Source organism: Brenneria sp. g21c3 (assembly GCF_040240345.1).
Classification (GTDB): Bacteria; Pseudomonadota; Gammaproteobacteria; order Enterobacterales; family Enterobacteriaceae; genus Brenneria.
The window spans coordinates 63,262-79,868 of record NZ_JBEIAB010000017.1; the positions used below are offsets into that span (position 1 = coordinate 63,262).

14 protein-coding genes are annotated in these 16,607 nt (G+C 57.8%); 4 read left to right on the forward strand and 10 right to left on the reverse strand.

The window, feature by feature from the left end; translation table 11 throughout:
* Positions 1 to 2: 2 nt before the first annotated feature.
* Positions 3 to 1,106, reverse strand: a complete 1,104-nt coding sequence (asd, locus tag ABRZ28_RS19690; protein ID WP_319605775.1) for an aspartate-semialdehyde dehydrogenase — start codon at positions 1,104 to 1,106, stop codon at positions 3 to 5.
* Positions 1,107 to 1,450: 344 nt separating this feature from the next.
* On the opposite strand from asd, the gene ABRZ28_RS19695 reads away from it, so the two are divergent.
* The gene (locus ABRZ28_RS19695; protein WP_319605774.1) at positions 1,451 to 2,044 is read left to right on the forward strand and encodes a YhgN family NAAT transporter; all 594 of its coding nucleotides are present in this window, start codon (positions 1,451 to 1,453) and stop codon (positions 2,042 to 2,044) included.
* A 45-nt stretch (positions 2,045 to 2,089) separates the two neighbouring features.
* Here ABRZ28_RS19695 and ABRZ28_RS19700 read toward each other — a convergent pair whose 3' ends face one another.
* On the reverse strand, positions 2,090 to 3,466 hold the full coding sequence (locus ABRZ28_RS19700; protein ID WP_330521246.1) for a GntP family permease: 1,377 nt from the start codon (positions 3,464 to 3,466) through the stop codon (positions 2,090 to 2,092).
* Positions 3,467 to 3,620: 154 nt separating this feature from the next.
* Here ABRZ28_RS19700 and ABRZ28_RS19705 point away from each other — a divergent pair, with 154 nt between their 5' ends.
* A complete protein-coding gene (locus ABRZ28_RS19705; protein WP_319605772.1) occupies positions 3,621 to 4,139 on the forward strand; it encodes a gluconokinase in 519 nt (172 codons plus the stop codon).
* A 19-nt stretch (positions 4,140 to 4,158) separates the two neighbouring features.
* On the opposite strand, the gene gntR is transcribed toward ABRZ28_RS19705, so the two are convergent.
* On the reverse strand, positions 4,159 to 5,154 hold the full coding sequence (gntR, locus tag ABRZ28_RS19710) for a gluconate operon transcriptional repressor GntR (protein ID WP_330521264.1): 996 nt from the start codon (positions 5,152 to 5,154) through the stop codon (positions 4,159 to 4,161).
* Between the two features lie 490 nt (positions 5,155 to 5,644).
* Between gntR and ABRZ28_RS19715 the strand changes: the two genes are divergently transcribed.
* Positions 5,645 to 6,340 (forward strand): pirin family protein, encoded by a 696-nt coding sequence (locus tag ABRZ28_RS19715; RefSeq protein ID WP_319605771.1) that lies wholly within the window; start codon positions 5,645 to 5,647, stop codon positions 6,338 to 6,340.
* A gap of 195 nt (positions 6,341 to 6,535) precedes the next feature.
* Here ABRZ28_RS19715 and glpC read toward each other — a convergent pair whose 3' ends face one another.
* From glpC to pldB, 5 genes are all read right to left on the reverse strand, one after another.
* Entirely contained in the window at positions 6,536 to 7,744 is a 1,209-nt protein-coding gene (gene glpC, locus ABRZ28_RS19720) for an anaerobic glycerol-3-phosphate dehydrogenase subunit GlpC (RefSeq protein WP_330521247.1), read from the reverse strand.
* A complete protein-coding gene (gene glpB / locus ABRZ28_RS19725; RefSeq protein WP_330521248.1) occupies positions 7,741 to 9,003 on the reverse strand; it encodes a glycerol-3-phosphate dehydrogenase subunit GlpB in 1,263 nt (420 codons plus the stop codon). The genes glpC and glpB overlap by 4 nt, the downstream gene beginning before the upstream one ends.
* The gene (gene glpA, locus ABRZ28_RS19730) at positions 8,993 to 10,672 is read right to left on the reverse strand and encodes an anaerobic glycerol-3-phosphate dehydrogenase subunit A (protein ID WP_330521249.1); all 1,680 of its coding nucleotides are present in this window, start codon (positions 10,670 to 10,672) and stop codon (positions 8,993 to 8,995) included. The genes glpB and glpA overlap by 11 nt, the downstream gene beginning before the upstream one ends.
* A gap of 425 nt (positions 10,673 to 11,097) precedes the next feature.
* The gene (gene yigL, locus ABRZ28_RS19735; RefSeq protein ID WP_319605767.1) at positions 11,098 to 11,898 is read right to left on the reverse strand and encodes a sugar/pyridoxal phosphate phosphatase YigL; all 801 of its coding nucleotides are present in this window, start codon (positions 11,896 to 11,898) and stop codon (positions 11,098 to 11,100) included.
* A gap of 49 nt (positions 11,899 to 11,947) precedes the next feature.
* A complete protein-coding gene (pldB, locus tag ABRZ28_RS19740; RefSeq protein WP_319605826.1) occupies positions 11,948 to 12,940 on the reverse strand; it encodes a lysophospholipase L2 in 993 nt (330 codons plus the stop codon).
* A gap of 396 nt (positions 12,941 to 13,336) precedes the next feature.
* Here pldB and rhtB point away from each other — a divergent pair, with 396 nt between their 5' ends.
* Positions 13,337 to 13,957 (forward strand): homoserine/homoserine lactone efflux protein, encoded by a 621-nt coding sequence (gene rhtB, locus ABRZ28_RS19745; RefSeq protein WP_330521250.1) that lies wholly within the window; start codon positions 13,337 to 13,339, stop codon positions 13,955 to 13,957.
* Between the two features lie 38 nt (positions 13,958 to 13,995).
* On the opposite strand, the gene rhtC is transcribed toward rhtB, so the two are convergent.
* A complete protein-coding gene (gene rhtC / locus ABRZ28_RS19750; protein WP_319605825.1) occupies positions 13,996 to 14,619 on the reverse strand; it encodes a threonine export protein RhtC in 624 nt (207 codons plus the stop codon).
* Between the two features lie 39 nt (positions 14,620 to 14,658).
* A complete protein-coding gene (gene recQ / locus ABRZ28_RS19755; protein WP_319605765.1) occupies positions 14,659 to 16,485 on the reverse strand; it encodes an ATP-dependent DNA helicase RecQ in 1,827 nt (608 codons plus the stop codon).
* Positions 16,486 to 16,607: the final 122 nt, after the last annotated feature.

A 16,607-nucleotide genomic window follows, 5' to 3' on the forward strand; every position in this document is an offset into this window, starting at 1 on the left:
GATTACAGCAGAATACGCAGCATACGACGCAGCGGTTCGGCGGCGCCCCACAGCAACTGGTCGCCCACCGTAAAGGCGGACAGATATTCCGGCCCCATATTCAGTTTGCGCAACCGGCCGACCGGGGTGGACAACGTACCGGTCACCGCCGCCGGCGTCAGCTCGCGCATCGTGATCTCGCGATCGTTCGGCACCACTTTCACCCAATCATTATGGGTCGCCAGCATTTGTTCAATCTCCGGCACCGCCACATCTTTTTTCAACTTGATGGTAAAGGACTGGCTGTGGCAGCGCAGCGCGCCGACGCGAACGCACAGACCGTCAACCGGGATCGCGCGGCGGGTGCCGAGGATCTTGTTGGTTTCCGCCTGACCTTTCCACTCTTCGCGGCTCTGGCCGTTATCCAGCTGTTTGTCGATCCACGGAATCAGACTGCCGGCCAAAGGCGCGCCGAAATTGTCGGTCGGCAACGTGCCGCTGCGGGTCAATGCGGTCACTTTGCGTTCGATATCCAGAATGGCTGAGGCGGGATCCTGAAGTTCTTTCGCCACTTCGCCATGCAACAGGCCCATCTGCACCAGCAGTTCGCGCATATGACGCGCGCCGCCGCCGGAAGCCGCCTGATAGGTGGAAACCGCAACCCAGTCCACCAGATCGTTGGCGAACAAGCCGCCCAGCGACATCAGCATCAGGCTGACGGTGCAGTTGCCGCCGACAAAGGTTTTGATGCCTTTATCCAACCCCTGCCTGATCACATCATGGTTGACCGGATCAAGAATAATAATGGCGTCATCCTGCATGCGCAGGGAAGAGGCGGCGTCAATCCAATAGCCCTGCCAGCCGCTTGCCCGCAGCTTCGGATAGACCTCATTGGTATAATCGCCGCCCTGGCAGGTGACGATGATATCCAGCGCCCGCAGCGCTTCCAGGCTGTAAGCGTCCTGTAATACGCCTTGCTGGCCTCCCAACGTGGGCGCCGGTTCACCGTGCTGAGAAGTGGAAAAGAATACCGGGCGGATCCCGTCGAAGTCGCGTTCTTCGACCATACGCTGCATGAGAACCGAGCCGACCATACCGCGCCAGCCAACAAAACCAACATTTTTCATGGTAACTGTCCTACCTTGGGAGTAACAAAAAGAATCCTGACTGCTGTCTTAGTGTAGTAATTGATAGCAAATACATTAAGAGAGTAGACCCACCACCCTCTGGGCGTTGCGGGCAGGCGGCAAGCGAGCGAACTCCGCGCGCAGACTTCAGTGCGGGTGATTGGCAGCCGACACACCTGCAACTTGAAAGATGAGGGGTATAACGACTTTCCACCATACAAAATGTACATAAAGTCGCAAGTGAATTTATTCGATAATATGACGTTTTTCAGCAGCCATTCTAATATCATCGTTTCTTATGCAGGATGATGTACCACTTTGACGCTCAGGAGCAAGACGCTGAAATGACGGAAATGATCTCGGCAACCGTGCTGTTGCTGTTAATTATGGACCCGCTCGGCAATCTGCCTATTTTCATGTCGGTGCTGAAACACCTGGATCCTAAACGCCGACGCGTGGTGCTGATTCGGGAAATGCTTATCGCGCTGGGGCTGATGCTGATCTTTCTTTTCGCCGGCGAGCGGATCCTCGCCTTTCTTAATCTGCGCACCGAAACGGTCTCGATCTCCGGCGGCATCATACTGTTCCTGATCGCCATCCGCATGATCTTTCCCTCGCGGGAAGGCGGCAGCACCGGCCTGCCCGCCGGGGAAGAGCCCTTTCTGGTGCCGCTGGCGATCCCGCTGGTGTCCGGCCCGTCGATTCTGGCGACGCTGATGCTGCTGTCCCACCAATATCCCGATCAACTGCCGCACCTGACGCTGGCGCTCTTTATCGCCTGGTCGGTTTCCTTCGTTATCCTGTTGATGTCGAATCTGTTTTTACGCTTGTTAGGCGAGAAAGGGGTCAACGCGCTGGAAAAATTGATGGGGTTGATTCTGGTGATGCTGTCGACGCAGATGTTCCTGGACGGCGTGCGGGCGTATATGCGGCTGTGAAACAACGGCCGTGGCGGCATACCTTACCGCCACGCCGTCGGATCATCAGAGGAAAATACTGCCTAGCGCGGCCAACAGGAAGGCAATGGTGCCGATCAGCGTTTCCATCACCGTCCAGGTTTTCAGCGTGGTTTTCTCATCCATTTCCAGGAAACGCCCGACCAGCCAGAATCCGGAGTCGTTCACGTGCGACAGCACCGTCGCGCCGCCGGCGATGGCGATGACGATAAAGCACAGATCGAACTGACTTAGCCCGGTGGTCGCCGCCACCGCCGGCGCCATCAGCGCCGCCGTGGTCGTCAACGCCACGGTGGCCGACCCCTGGGCGATACGTAACGCGGCGGAGACCACGAACGCGGCGACAATCACCGGCATTCCGTTATCAGCCAGCATATCGGCCAACGCCGTACCGATACCGCTGGCGCGCAAGACGCCGCCGAACATACCGCCGGCGCCGGTCACCAGAATAATGGAACACACCGGCCCCAGCGCCCCTTCACAAGCTTTATCAAGGTGCCTGCGGCTATGCTGTCCGCTGAACATGATCAGTGAAAACAGCACGGTGATCAGCAGCGCCACCGGGGTTTTCCCCAACATCCGCAGGAACTGCACCACCGCGCTGTCGCCGGTGATCACCCCCATGACCGTCAGCGTATTCAGTCCGGTATCCAGGAAGATTAATACCAGCGGCAGCAACAGTACGCTCAATACCACTAAAAACGAGGGCGGCGTATGTTGCTCATCGGCTTTGACCTCCTCCAGGAAGGTGGAAGGCAGCGGTAAATGAAACTTCTTGCCCGCCCACAGACCAAACAGATAGCTCCCCAGGTACCAGGTTGGAAAGGCGATAATCAGACCGACGATCACCAGCAGACCGATATTGGCGCCAAGCAGTTCGCTGGCGGCGACCGGCCCCGGATGAGGCGGCAATAACGCGTGCATGACCGCAAATGCCCCGGCGGCGGGCAACGCGTACTTCAGGGTTGAACCGCCAAAACGCTTCGCCACGCTGAAGATGATCGGCAGCATAACGATCAGGCCGGCATCGAAAAAGATGGGGAAACCGAACAACAATGAGGCGATACCCAGCGCAAACGGCGCACGACGCTCGCCAAATTTAACGATCAGCGTATCGGCCAACACATTGGCGCCGCCGGTGATCTCCAGCAAACGTCCAATCATCGCCCCCAGACCGACCAGCAAGGCGACCGACGCCAGCGTACTACCGAAACCGCTCAATAACGTAGGGACGATATTTTCATAAGGCGTTTTTGTTACCAGCGCGGTCACCAGGCTGACGAGTACCAGCGAAAGGAACGCATGGATTTTAAAACGCATAATCAGCACGAGTAACAAGGCCACTGCGCCTACCGCAATCAGCAACAGCACGCCGGCACTATAAGCAGATGTAATTTCTGTCATGTTTATTATCCTTTCAATCCCCCGACAGGGGGATTGATTGTTTGTGAGATAGGTCACAGCGCCATTTGATACCGGTAACATGATATCGGTAACATGTTAAGATCGGATACTGATATGTTTCATTTAATTTACATTTTGGGATGGAGATCAAATTATGCCAGGCCAGAGCATTATTCTTATGGGCGTCTCAGGTAGTGGGAAATCATCGGTAGGCGTCAGGCTTGCCCAGGCGCTGCATGCGAAGTTCATTGACGGCGACGATCTGCATCCGCGCGCCAATATTCAGAAAATGGCCGGCGGTACGCCGTTGAATGATGAAGACCGCGCGCCCTGGCTGGAACGCCTGAACGACGCCGCCTACAGTCTGTATCACAAAAACGAAACCGGCATCATCGTCTGTTCGGCATTGAAGAAACGCTACCGCGAGCGCTTACGCCGCGATAATGAAGGAATGACCTTTCTCTATCTCAAAGGCGGCTTTGATCTTATCCTGGCGCGGCACACAGCCCGGGCGGGACATTTCATGCCGACCGAGCTGCTAAAAAGCCAGTTTGACGCGCTGGAAGAGCCGGGCGTCGACGAACCCGACGTGCTGACGGTCGACATCGACGGCAGTATGGAGGAGGTGGTCAACCGCTGCGTCGAGGCGCTGCGCGGCCGTCGGCAGGCGTGACATCGTGGCGGGGCCGCCGTTAAATGCTGCCGCCATCCAGCAGCGTGAATCCCACATCGACCATGGCGGGTTCAACATGTTCGCCCCGCAAGCGTTGCAGCAGGCGTTCCGCGCCGATTTGTCCCATGCGCTCGCGGGGAGTCAGCACGCTGGCCAGCTTCGGCACCGTCGTCTGACCGATGTCGTGACCATGAAAGCCCACGATCCCCATATCCTGCGGCACGCGCAATCCCTGGCGCAGGCACTCAAACATCGCGCCGACGGCCAGGTCGTCGTTAGTACAAAAAACGCTATCGACCTGCGGATACTCGGTCTGCGCCTGCCGCAGCAATTCGCCGCCCAGCGAATAGGATGAGGGCAAATCGCTCATCACGCTGTGGCTCGCCAGTTGGCGATCCCGCATGGCCTGCTCATAACCGCGACATTTTGTGATGGTACGCTCATCCTGCCGCGCGCCCAGATAAACGACATGGCGGTATCCCAGCGAAACCATATGCAGGGTCATTTGCCGGGCCGCCTCGAAATTATCGAACCCCACCGCCATATCCAGACAGGGAGAAACCGAATCCATCAGTTCCACCACGGGAATACCCGCGACATCAATCATCTGCCGGGTGCGATCGGTATGAAAACGCTCGGCCAGAATCAGACCGTCGATGTTATAGGCCAACAACGACATCAGCCGCTGCTCTTCCTTTTCGGGATGATAACCGTAGTGAGCCAGCATGGTTTGATACCCGTGAGCATCGGTGACGCGTTCAATGCCGCGCAGCACTTCCGCGAACACCTGATTGGTCAACGACGGCAGCAGAACGCCAATCGCCCGGCTGGTGGCGCTGGCGAGCATATTGGGCGCCTGATTGGGGATGTAGCCCAACTCATCAAGCGCGATGGCTATCTTTTCCTGCAATGCCGCGGAAACCTGAGCCGGATTACGCAAATAACGGCTCACCGTCATTTTAGTAATGCCCACCCGATCGGCAACATCCTGGAGAACCGGTCTTTTCTTCTTCATCATCCACGGAGCACGCCTGCAAATATTGAGCGGGAGTCTAGCAAAAAAAGCGCTCAGGGCATATCAGGAGCGGCGTTTTGCCGCGTTGCCGCGCATAAAAACGCCGTCGGCGCAACGCAAGCGCGCGCCATGAAAAATCGCACATCGCGACGAGCTCAGGGGAATGATCCGAAAGCCTCTTATAAAAAATGCTTTACAGACGAGAATGATAATGATTATTATTGCAGTGCGTTCCGGGGGAGCCGATAAGTATGCTTATGTGGATGATATTCACATCACGATGTCGGTTTTACCGCGAAGGCACGACATTGCTCACATTGCTTCCAGTATTTATTTTAGCCAGCTCGGGTGCTGGCTTTTTTTTGCCTGTGATTCACCCCGCCAGCAATGTCTCCCGGAAATTTTTTGAACGGAACGTTAAATTTTTTACGCTATCTTATTCCCGGCGACCCGTTAGACTTTACGTAACGAATATACGGGAGACGCTGACATGATCTATTCACGTAAAGCGCAGCAGCGCGGACATGCCAATCATGGCTGGCTTGATAGCTGGCACACCTTCTCGTTTGCGGATTATTACGAGCCGGAGTTCATGGGTTTCTCGGCGTTGCGCGTCATCAATGAAGACCGGATTGAAGGCGGGCAAGGATTCGGCACGCACCCGCATAAAGATATGGAAATTCTGACCTATGTGCTGAACGGCACGGTAGAGCATCAGGACAGCATGGGCAACAAGGCGCAGATTCAGGCCGGCGAGTTTCAGATCATGAGCGCGGGTACGGGGATTCGCCATTCGGAATACAACGCCAGCCGCGATGAGTTGCTGCATCTGTATCAGATCTGGATTATTCCGGAAAAAGCCGGACTGACGCCGCGTTATGAGCAAAAGCGTTTTGACATGCCGCAGGGGCGTCAACGGGTGCTGTCGCCGGATGCCCGTGACGGTTCGCTCAAGGTTTTTCAGGATATGACGCTGTGGCGCTGGGCGCTGCAAGCGCAGGAACAGTCGATTTATCCGGTGCAGGCCGGACGCAGGGTCTGGATCCAGGTCGTGCGCGGCAGTGTGACCGTCAACGGTCATCAGGCGGGCATCAGCGATGCTTTCGCCGTTTGGGATGAAGACAGGCTGTCGATTCATGCCGACAAAGAGAGCGAGATCCTGCTGTTTGATTTACCGCCGGTGTAAAACCTGCGGGCGAAAAACCGTGGATGGGTTCACGGTTTTCTCGTTTCAGACGGCTATATTGCCGGAGTAGTCTGTTTTTTATACTGCGTTAGCCTGTTTTGTCACGCCGGCCAAAAACCTAAGCATTACCGTGCTTTTCCGGAGCAGAGGCGCGGTGGTGTTTAGGTTTTTTTTATCATGGGCTTCCCTGCCCCTTCACGCCTGAATCAGCGCCCGCGCCAGCAGCGTAATCGGATGTTCGCACGGCTTGCCGGTGGACATTTCGATCTGCCATTTACAGGTTTCGCAGTCGGTGATCACCACATCGGCGCCGCTTTCCTCAATCTGACGAAACAGCGGCGCGCCGATGCCCTGCGCGGTGGCGTAATTTTCCTTTTTGAAACCGTAGGTGCCGGCAATGCCGCAGCACTGGGAATCCAGCACAATAAGCTCAATACCGGGAATGCGCTGCAACAGCGCCAGCGTATAGGCGGTCCAGCCCATTTTCTCCAGATGACAGGGCGTATGATACGCCACCCGCAGCGCCAGCGGGCGTAACGGCAATGCTCTTCCCTGTTCTTCCAGCAGGCGGTAGAGCTGACGCGTCGCCAGCTCAATGCCGTCGCGGACAGCGCGCGTATCGACGTCCAGCAAATGCGGATACTCGTCGCGCAGCGTGAAAGCGCAGCTGGACGAGGTCGCCACCACCGGCATGGACTTGCCGTTGATCGCCTCATCCAGCGATTGGATATTTACCCGCGCCTGCTTTCTCGCCTGGTCGTGAAACCCGTTGGCAATCAACGGCACGCCGCAGCATTTCTCTTTACTGAGCAGTTGAACGCCCACATTCAGCGCGTTAAATACCCGGATCAGATCTTTACCCAGTTGAGGATGGTTATAGTTAACGTAGCAGCCATGAAAGTAGGCGACCTGTTCGGGGTAACGCCGCTGCGTTTCCGCCTGCCGGCGATACCAGCGGCGGAAAGTGCCGAAAGAATACTTCGGCAACTGACGCCGATGGTCGATTTTTAACGCTTTATCCAATAGCTGACGCACCGGCTTCAGACCGGTGGCGGTATTCACCAACGGGGCGAAAGGCGTGGAGACGGCGCCCATCAGATCGGTATGGCTAAGAATGGCATCGCGCAACGAAGGCTTGTGCGTGCTGTAACCGGCTTTCGCGCGCTGAATGATATCGCCGATTTTGACGTCCGACGGACAGGCCACTTCGCAGCGTTTACAGTTGGTGCAATATTTCAGGGCTTCATCATACAAGGCCGGATCTTTACGACGCAGCCGCTCGCCGTCCGGGCCGGCCTGTTTCGGCCCCGGATAGAGCGGGTTAACCCGCGATACCGGGCAATAGGTGGTACACACCGTACACTTGATGCAATTTTCGAAGCTGTTGTCGGCCGGCAAACTCATGCGTGGCCCTCCTTCAGGATCAGGTCGGCCGCATACAGCGCGCTCAGCATCGAGACGCCCGCGCCGCACCCTTGCGTAATGGGATCGAACCCTTCCAACACCGCGCCGACGGCATACAGGTTATCCGCCGTTTTACCACCGATAGCGGGGTGCAGTTGTTCATCGGCGATGACGCCGAATTGCATATAGGGCTGTGCGGCGAACACATCCTGCCGACTCCAGTCTTCCCGCTGCGCCGCAAAGCGCACATCCAGCCCGAAGACCGGTTCAACCACCCTATCGAACTGCGCGCGCAGACCATTGCTGAAAAAACTGCCGCTGGCCAGCACAATCTGTCTGGCGCGCAGCGGAATATCCTGATGATTGCGGGTATAGAGGGCCATCTCCGGCGCATCCTGCATCGCCCGCTCCACCCGGTCTCCGGGCATGACGATACCGCCGGACTGACGAAAGCGACGCAGCAACCCCTGATGCAAGCGCAGCCCCGGCACGGAAGGCGGCAGCGTCGGCAGCAGCCGCACCGGTTTGCCCAACAGCTCGCTCAGCTCGGTCGGCGCGCAAGGCGAATCCAGTCCAAGACAGGCGGGCATAATCACGCCGTCGTTGCCGCTCGCCAATACCGTCAGTTCCTCCGCCAGCGCCGCCCGGTTTTCCGCGCGATCGAGAACGCGGGAGATATTCACCGCCCGGAACTCGCTGGGATTGCGCCGCAGCCGATCGAGCATCGGCAGTTTCAACTCGCCGCTGCGGGCGGCAATCCCCTGCGATTGCAGCGTCCCGGCCACAATCCGCGACTGGAAATCCAGAAAGCCTTCAATGCCGGCCACCAGCGGTCTTCGCCAATCCGCCGTCGCTGGTAAACCGCGGATCGCGCTATCCGGCGGACTCAGCCAGCAGGGACGAAACTTGCCCAGCGGCGTCATACGCTGATGATTTCGTCGATAGTCTCCCAGCATCGGCATGGCGCAGCGAACCAGCAGCGCCTGGGCCTGCGGCAATAATGCGGCGATCCGCTCGGCGCCGATCAGCGAATAGGGATGACGCGGCGCCTGACGAGCAAGCTCGTCCAGCGCGTCGAGAGGTTGGACGACCGGCTGGCCGTCCGGCAGACAAGCCAGCAAATCCAGCGCGCCGGAAGAGAAATGCAGCGCGCTCTGCCCGGCGCTGACGATGGCGCAACGCTTCCCCTGCTCGGAGAGCCGAATGCCGCAGGTCAGCCCCGCTAGTCCGCCGCCGATAATGACTACGTCATAGCGCATCGCGTTCCTCCTCGCGGTCGTCGGCGGTCAAACCGCACAACCCCTGATAGACCCAACTGGTAAACTCGCTTTCGCGCAGGGTGTTTCCCCAGGCGACCGGACGAATGCCTTTCCAGCGTTCATTCAGAAACTGGCTCAGTTGGACGATGGACTCCCGCGGCGTCGACTGTCCGAAGCGACACAGCAGCCCGGCGGCCCGGCAGGCGCACAGCTCGCCCTGGCAGGTTCCCATCCCGACGCGGGTGCGCCGCCGTAAATCAACCAGGTTATTCACCTGGAGCGACGTCACCGCATAACGCACTTCGCCCGTGGTCACCGCCTCGCATTCGCAAACCAGACTGCTGTCCAGACGTTCGCCGGACAGCAAACGATCGGCGCGTTCGCCGTGGCGATAAATCGCCGATCCCCGTAGCGGCGCGGACCAGGACGGCGACGGGTTTTGCGACGGCCTTGCGAAAGCGGACGGCTTGGACGCCGCCTCTTCCTGCGCGGGTTCCGAACCGGGCAACGGCCGGTGCGCGGTAGTACAAACCGCGTGGTGAGCCAACTTTTCGCAGATTTTATCCGTCACCCATTCGGCCATCAGCCGGTAGGTCATCAGTTTGCCGCCGGTGATGGTGATTAAACCTTCCAGACCATCGCGGCCGGCATGGTCGAGCAACACAATGCCGCGGCTGACGCTGCGCCCGCTCGGATCGCTATCGCTGGCCACCAGCGGGCGAACGCCGGCATAAGCGCGCAGAATACGCGTGGCCGCGAGCTGCGGCGCCAGTTTGGCGCCTTCACGCATCAAGGTGTCCACTTCCGCGGGCGTGACCGTCATATTATCGATCTGATCGTAATCGATATGGGTGGAAGTGGTGCCAATCAGCGAAATGGTATCGCCCGGCACCAAAATATCGGCATCAGCCGGTTTACGGCAGCGGTTAATCACCATGTTGTTAATACGATGCCCCAAAATCAGCAGCGCCCCTTTCGCCGGAAACATGCGCACGCGCAGATCGGCATACTCGGCGATATGTTGTCCCCAGATCCCCGCGGCATTCACCACCACCTGCGCATAGATTTCGCTGGCCATACCGCTTTTATGGTCGAAAACGCGCACGCCGGTAATACGATCGCCCTGACGGATCAGACCGATCGCCTCATGGTAGGTCAGCACCTCGGCGCCATGCTCTTGCGCATCGATCATATTGGCCGTGGTCAGCCGAAAAGGATCCACCGTACCGTCAGGCACCCGAACCGCGCCAATCAGCGCGGGGTTGGCCGCCGGCTCAATCCGCAAGGCTTCTTGCGGATCGATGGCCTGCGCGGCGATCCCCGCCTGACGGCAGGCGGCGATAAACGGGGTTTGATAAGCGAGATCGTCTTCCGGCAGCGTGATAAACAGGCCATCGGTGGGTTCGACGCAGTGACGGGCGATACGCCGCAGAATTTGGTTTTCTTCAATACATTCGCGCGCGGATTCGCCGTCGGTCACCGCATAGCGCGATCCGCTGTGCAGCAGACCATGATTACGCCCGGTGGCCCCGGTCGCGATATCATGGCGTTCGAGCAACAGACAGCGTAATCCACGCAGCGCGCAATCCCGCAGCGTGCCGGCTCCCGTCGCGCCGCCGCCAATCACAATGACATCGGTTTCCCGGTATGACCCCTTCTGTTGCATCATATCCTCGCTTCACGCGTCTCGTTCCACCAGGCTATTGAGACACAAAATGCAGGGGTAATGTTTGATAAAGAGCAAAAACGAACACAAAACGAAAATTAAATGGCGATTAAAAATCACAACCGTGATTGATATCACTAAAGGAGAACCGGCGGCCGCAGCGTATCCGGCGCAAGGCAGATTAGAAAGAAGCGAGGAGATCGGCGCGAACCGACCGCGTCCGGGGGAAAATATGCAGCTCAGCCGTAAAGCGGGACACGCGCCCTTGCTCTCCGCCATTGTCATTCGCCGCTACGCCCCGTCATTCCCGCGTTAGTAGGGAATGACGGAGTTGGGAAGGCTGGTCATACTTCGAGAACGCGCCCTGCCGGTCGCGTTCTTTTTACCGATGAGGTGGAGCGTCACGGCAACATCGCCGCCGCCCGGCGTTATCTCAGAAACAAATCCCGCAGATAGTTCGGCACCGCGCTATCCACGTTGCTGCCGATCACTTCCAACTGCGGCAGCAAATCCTTCAAACGCTGATGCGCGTTTTGCATAATGCAGCCTTTGCCCGCCATCGACAGCATTTCGTAATCGTTCATGCCGTCGCCGAAAGCAATGCACTCCCGCAATGAGAAACCGATAATCTTCGCCACCTGCTCCAGCGCGTGGCCTTTGGATACGCCGCCGGCCATCACTTCCAGACAGGTCAGCGTGGAAAAGCTCACGTTGACGCGATCGCCCCAGCGCGCATTGATCGCCTCTTCCAGCGCCAATAGTTGTTCATGCTCATCGCAGGTAAAAAAGATTTTACTGACGCCGTCGGTTTCCAGCAGAGCGGGCTCAAACAGCTTGTACTTAAACACCGACTCTTTGAAAAACCGTTCTTCTTCCGGGCGCTGGCGGTTCATAAACCAGTCGTCATCGCGATAAACATGCGTCAGCATATCCGGGTTGTGGTGTACCACGCCGAAGAGATCGCGGGCGATGTCCCCATCCAGATTATGACTGAAAATCAGCTCGCCCTGCGTATTGTGGACTCTGGCGCCGTTAGAGGTGATCATAAATGCGCTGATGCCAAGGCCATCCCGAATTTGTCCCACGTCCATATAGTGCCGCCCGGTGGCGAACACAAAATGAATACCCTTTTCAGTCAATAGCTTAAGGGTTTCTTTCGCATAAGGAGACAGAGTATGGTCGGGCGACAATAACGTGCCATCTAAATCGGAAGCGACAACATGGTACATAACGGTGAGTTCTAACCTCTGGTGGATGTCGCGGCGCTCGCCGCAAAATTTAATGATAATGGGCAAAATGAGCCAGAATCAGCCCGAATGCCTCGGCGCGAATAACATCTTTCTCAAACAGAATTTCGTGCCGGGCGCCTTTAATAATCTGCGGCTTCCCGCCCGCGCATGGGTGGCCGCTTCGCGCCAGAGCCTGACAAAACGCATCCTGACTGCGATTATCCACCACACAGTCTTCCCCAGCCTGTAACAGCAGGATCGGCGTGGTGATATCGGCGGCCATCGCCAGTAACTGTTTTCCCACGATAATGGCTTCGCGCACCCAATGATAGGTCGGCCCGCCCACGCGTAGCGCCGGCTCGTCGGCATAAGCTCTGACGCTGCGCTGATAACGCGCGCGGCTGTGGGTCAGCACATTGACCATATAAGGCAGCGCCCGCCATTGCCCGGTGCCAATCGCATAATAGTCGCGCACCGAGGGGTGGCGTTCCGCCCAGTCAACAATTCGCCAGGCCAGCCAGTGCGGCATCGGCAAGTGAATGCCGCACATTGGCGCGCACAGCGCCGCCGCATCAAACGCCGCCGGCCGGCGCGCCAGAAACTGAGCCAGAATGGCGCCGCCCATCGAATGCGCCAGCGCAAATCGCCGGGTATAGGCCTGAACGTCGATTTGCTGTTGCCACAGCAAATCGACATCGTCCACATAGTCGCTGAAGCGCAATACATGCCCGCGATGCCGGTCTGCAAGCAAGCGCCCGGAACGCCCCTGCCCGCGATGGTCCATCATCAGCACGTCATAGCCATTATGAAAGAGATCGTAAGCCACTTCGCTGTATTTTACGTAACTTTCAATACGACCGGGAAAGACGACAACCAGTTTATCGTGGCGGGAAGACGTAAAACGCACAAAACGGATCGGCACGTTATCGACGCCGATCATCTCCCCTTCGTCGCGCCGACGCCAAAAATCCAGTAATTTTCCGTTAGCGAAGGCGGAGAACTGCGCTTCTCGCGTTAACAGGCTATCGCAATACGGAATCATCACACATCTCCGGGGCAGACCAGTAAAGCTAGCGGAAAGTTTTTGTGAGCTATAGAACAAATATAGGTATCGGCGTATTGTGTCACAAAAAATCGCCTGGAGCGATTTTCAACAACGCAACGCGTTGGCCCGTAGGGCGAGCCTCAGGGATGAGGCGAGTAAAAAATCGCCTGGAGCGATTTTCAGCGTTGCGCAGCAACGACCCGTAGGGGGCGGGCAGGGATAGCCCGCCATAAAAAATCGCCTGGAGCGATTTTCAACAATGCAACGCGTTGGCCCGTAGGGCGAGCCTCAGGGATGAGGCGAGTAAAAAATCGCCTGGAGCGATTTTCAACAATGCAACGCATTGGCCCGTAGATGTCGCAATCAAAAACAGGATTCAGGGAGCATCCGCAAGTGACTTTCGACTGGTGGTTAACCTATTTATTAACAACATTCATTCTCAGTCTTTCTCCCGGATCGGGCGCGATCAATACCATGAGCACCGGCATCAGCCACGGCTATCGCGGCACCATTGCCTCAATCGCCGGTTTACAGATTGGCCTGGCCGTACACATCGTGTTGGTGGGGATCGGACTCGGCGCGCTGCTGTCGCAATCCATGATGTTTTTCGACATATTGAAATGGCTGGGGGCGGCGTACCTGATTTGGCTGGGGCTCCAGCAGTGGCGCTCGGCAGGCTCGCTGGATATGCATGCGCTGGCCAGCGCCATGCCGCGCCGTAAGCTGCTGAAACGCGCCATTCTGGTTAATCTGACCAACCCGAAAAGCATTGTGTTTCTGGCTGCCCTGTTTCCACAGTTTATTATTCCCCATCAGCCCCAGGCCGCTCAGTATCTGGTGCTGGGCGCCACCACCATCATCGTGGACATTGTGGTGATGATTGGCTACGCCACGCTGGCCACGCGGATTTCCGGCTGGCTGAAGGGCGCGCGCCAGATGCGCCTATTGAACAGGATTTTCGGTTCGCTGTTTATCCTGGTCGGCGCGCTGCTGGCCAGCGCCAGAAAAGCCTAGACGAACGCCGCCGGATTTACCGTCCGCGGCAGGTAACGTCAGCGGGAAAAAATCAGATGCAGCCCGAAGCCGGTAAACAGTACGCCGGCCACGCCATCCACCCACTTGGCCAGGCGTTGATAAGCGCGGCGGATCGCAGGGAGCGCAAACACCAGCGCCACCAGACTGAACCACACCAGCGTCTCCACCGAAATCAGGGCGAACAATCCCCAACGCGCCCCGGCGCCGACGCCGTCCCCGACAAACAACGAAAACACGCTGCCGAAATAGACCAGGGCTTTCGGATTGGCCAGGTTGGTCAGCAAACCGCGCATAAAAGTTTTCCCCCGCCGCGGCAACGCGACCACCGCCTCCGGCTCGGTGTGGGATTGCGCCTTGCGCCGCGCCGACCGCAACATCTGCCACCCCATCCAGCACAGATAGGCGCCGCCGACGATGGTGATGACGCGATGCAGCCAGGCCATCTGCTGTAGCAACAGATGCAGTCCCAGCAGGGCAATCGCCGCCCAGACCATTACCCCCAGAGAAGTCCCCAGCACGCCCAGCATCGCTTCATTGCGCGAACGACTGGCCGCCGTCTGCGAAATAAACAAGAAATCCGGTCCGGGGCTCATTAAGGCGATGAAATGAACCAAAGCGACGGTCAGAAACAGCATGAGCATCATTGATTTCCTATGGTGTTAGACGGGAAATAGCGTCGATTATTCGTCGTCATTATCAACATGATCGCGGATCATCGACATAAAGGGCGCGCCGAAGCGTTCCAGTTTGCGCTGCCCGACGCCGTTGATATTCAACAGCTCCGCGGCGGTAATCGGCATCAGTTCGGCCATCTCCAGCAACGTGGCGTCGCTGAACACCACGTAGGGCGGAACGTTGGCCTCATCGGCAATGGATTTACGCAACTTGCGCAGTTTGGCGAACAGCTTACGATCGTAATTTCCGCCGTAGGTTTTCTGACTGGCGCGCGGCTTCAGATTAATCACCCGCGGAACCGCAAGCTGTAGCGGGACTTCGCCGCGCAGCACCGGGCGGGCCGACTCCGTAAGCTGTAACGCGGAGTGCAGCGCGATATTCTGGCTCAGCAGCCCCAGGTGAATCAGCTGGCGCAATACGCTAATCCAGTGTTCATGCGACTTGTCGCGGCCAATGCCGTAAACCGGCAGTTTGTCATGACCGAACTCGCGAATACGTTGATTATTCGCGCCGCGCAGCACTTCGACGATGTACCCCATGCCAAACCGTTGTCCCACCCGGTACACGCAGGAGAGCGCCTTCTGCGCTTCCACCAGTCCGTCATAACGCTTGGGGGGATCGAGACAAATATCGCAGTTGCCGCACGCCTGCTGACGCCCTTCGCCGAAATAGTTGAGCAGCACCAGACGGCGGCAGGTTTGCGCCTCGGCGAAGGCGCCCATCGCATTCAGCTTGTGGCGCTCAATGTCCAACTGCTGTCCGGCCGGTTTCTCTTCCAGACAGCGCCGCAGCCACGCCATATCGGCGGGATCGTAAAACAGCGCGGCTTCCGCCGCCAGACCGTCGCGTCCGGCCCGGCCCGTTTCCTGATAGTAGGATTCAATATTGCGCGGAATATCAAAATGCACCACAAAGCGGACGTTCGGTTTATTAATCCCCATACCGAAGGCGACGGTCGCCACCACCACCTGAAGGTCATCGCGCTGGAAGGCTTCCTGCACCTGCGCCCGACGCTCGTTGTCCAAGCCGGCATGATACGCCGCCACGCTCAGTCCGCGGCTTTGCAGACGAGCGCTGATATCTTCCACCTTGGCCCGGCTGTTGCAGTAAATAATGCCGCTTTTGCCGCGCTGACCCTGTACGAACATCCATAGCTGATCGAGCGGTTTAAATTTTTCCACCAGCGTATAGCGGATATTCGGCCGGTCGAAACTGCTGACCTGTATCAGCGGCGATTGGAGATCCAGCAGGCGGAGGATATCCCGCCGCGTGGTTTCATCGGCGGTGGCGGTCAGCGCAATAACCGGCAGACCGGGAAAGTGGCGTTTCACCTGCCCCAGCGCCCGGTATTCAGGGCGGAAATCGTGGCCCCACTGGGAAATGCAGTGCGCTTCATCCACGGCGATCAGGGACGGATTCCAGTGCATCAGGTGGTCAAGGAAGCTGTCGGTGGTCAGACGCTCCGGCGCGATATACAGCAGTTTGATCTGCCCGGAACGACAGCCGGCCATCACCTCAAACTGCTGCTCGCGGGTTTGGGTCGAATTGAGACAGGCCGCCGATACGCCATAGGCCTGAAGCTGATCGACCTGATCTTTCATCAGCGAAATGAGCGGAGAAACCACCAGCGTCAGGCCATCCATCGCCAGCGCGGGGATTTGATAGCACAGTGATTTCCCGCCGCCGGTCGGCATCACCACCAGACAATCCTGCCCGCTAAGGGTCGCATTGATAATTTCCTGCTGACCCGGCCGGAATTGCTGATAACCGAACGTCTCCCGCAGGATTTGCACAGCCAGCGCTTCCTTATTTAACACTTCCGCCGTAGACACGCCTTCCCCAATCTGATGAATTCAACCAGACGCCATTTTCAGCGTCGTCCGATAAAACTGCAATGTTTACGTGCATATTGCCACGATGCCCGCCCGCCGGCTTGGCCGTGCGGGGACGAGAA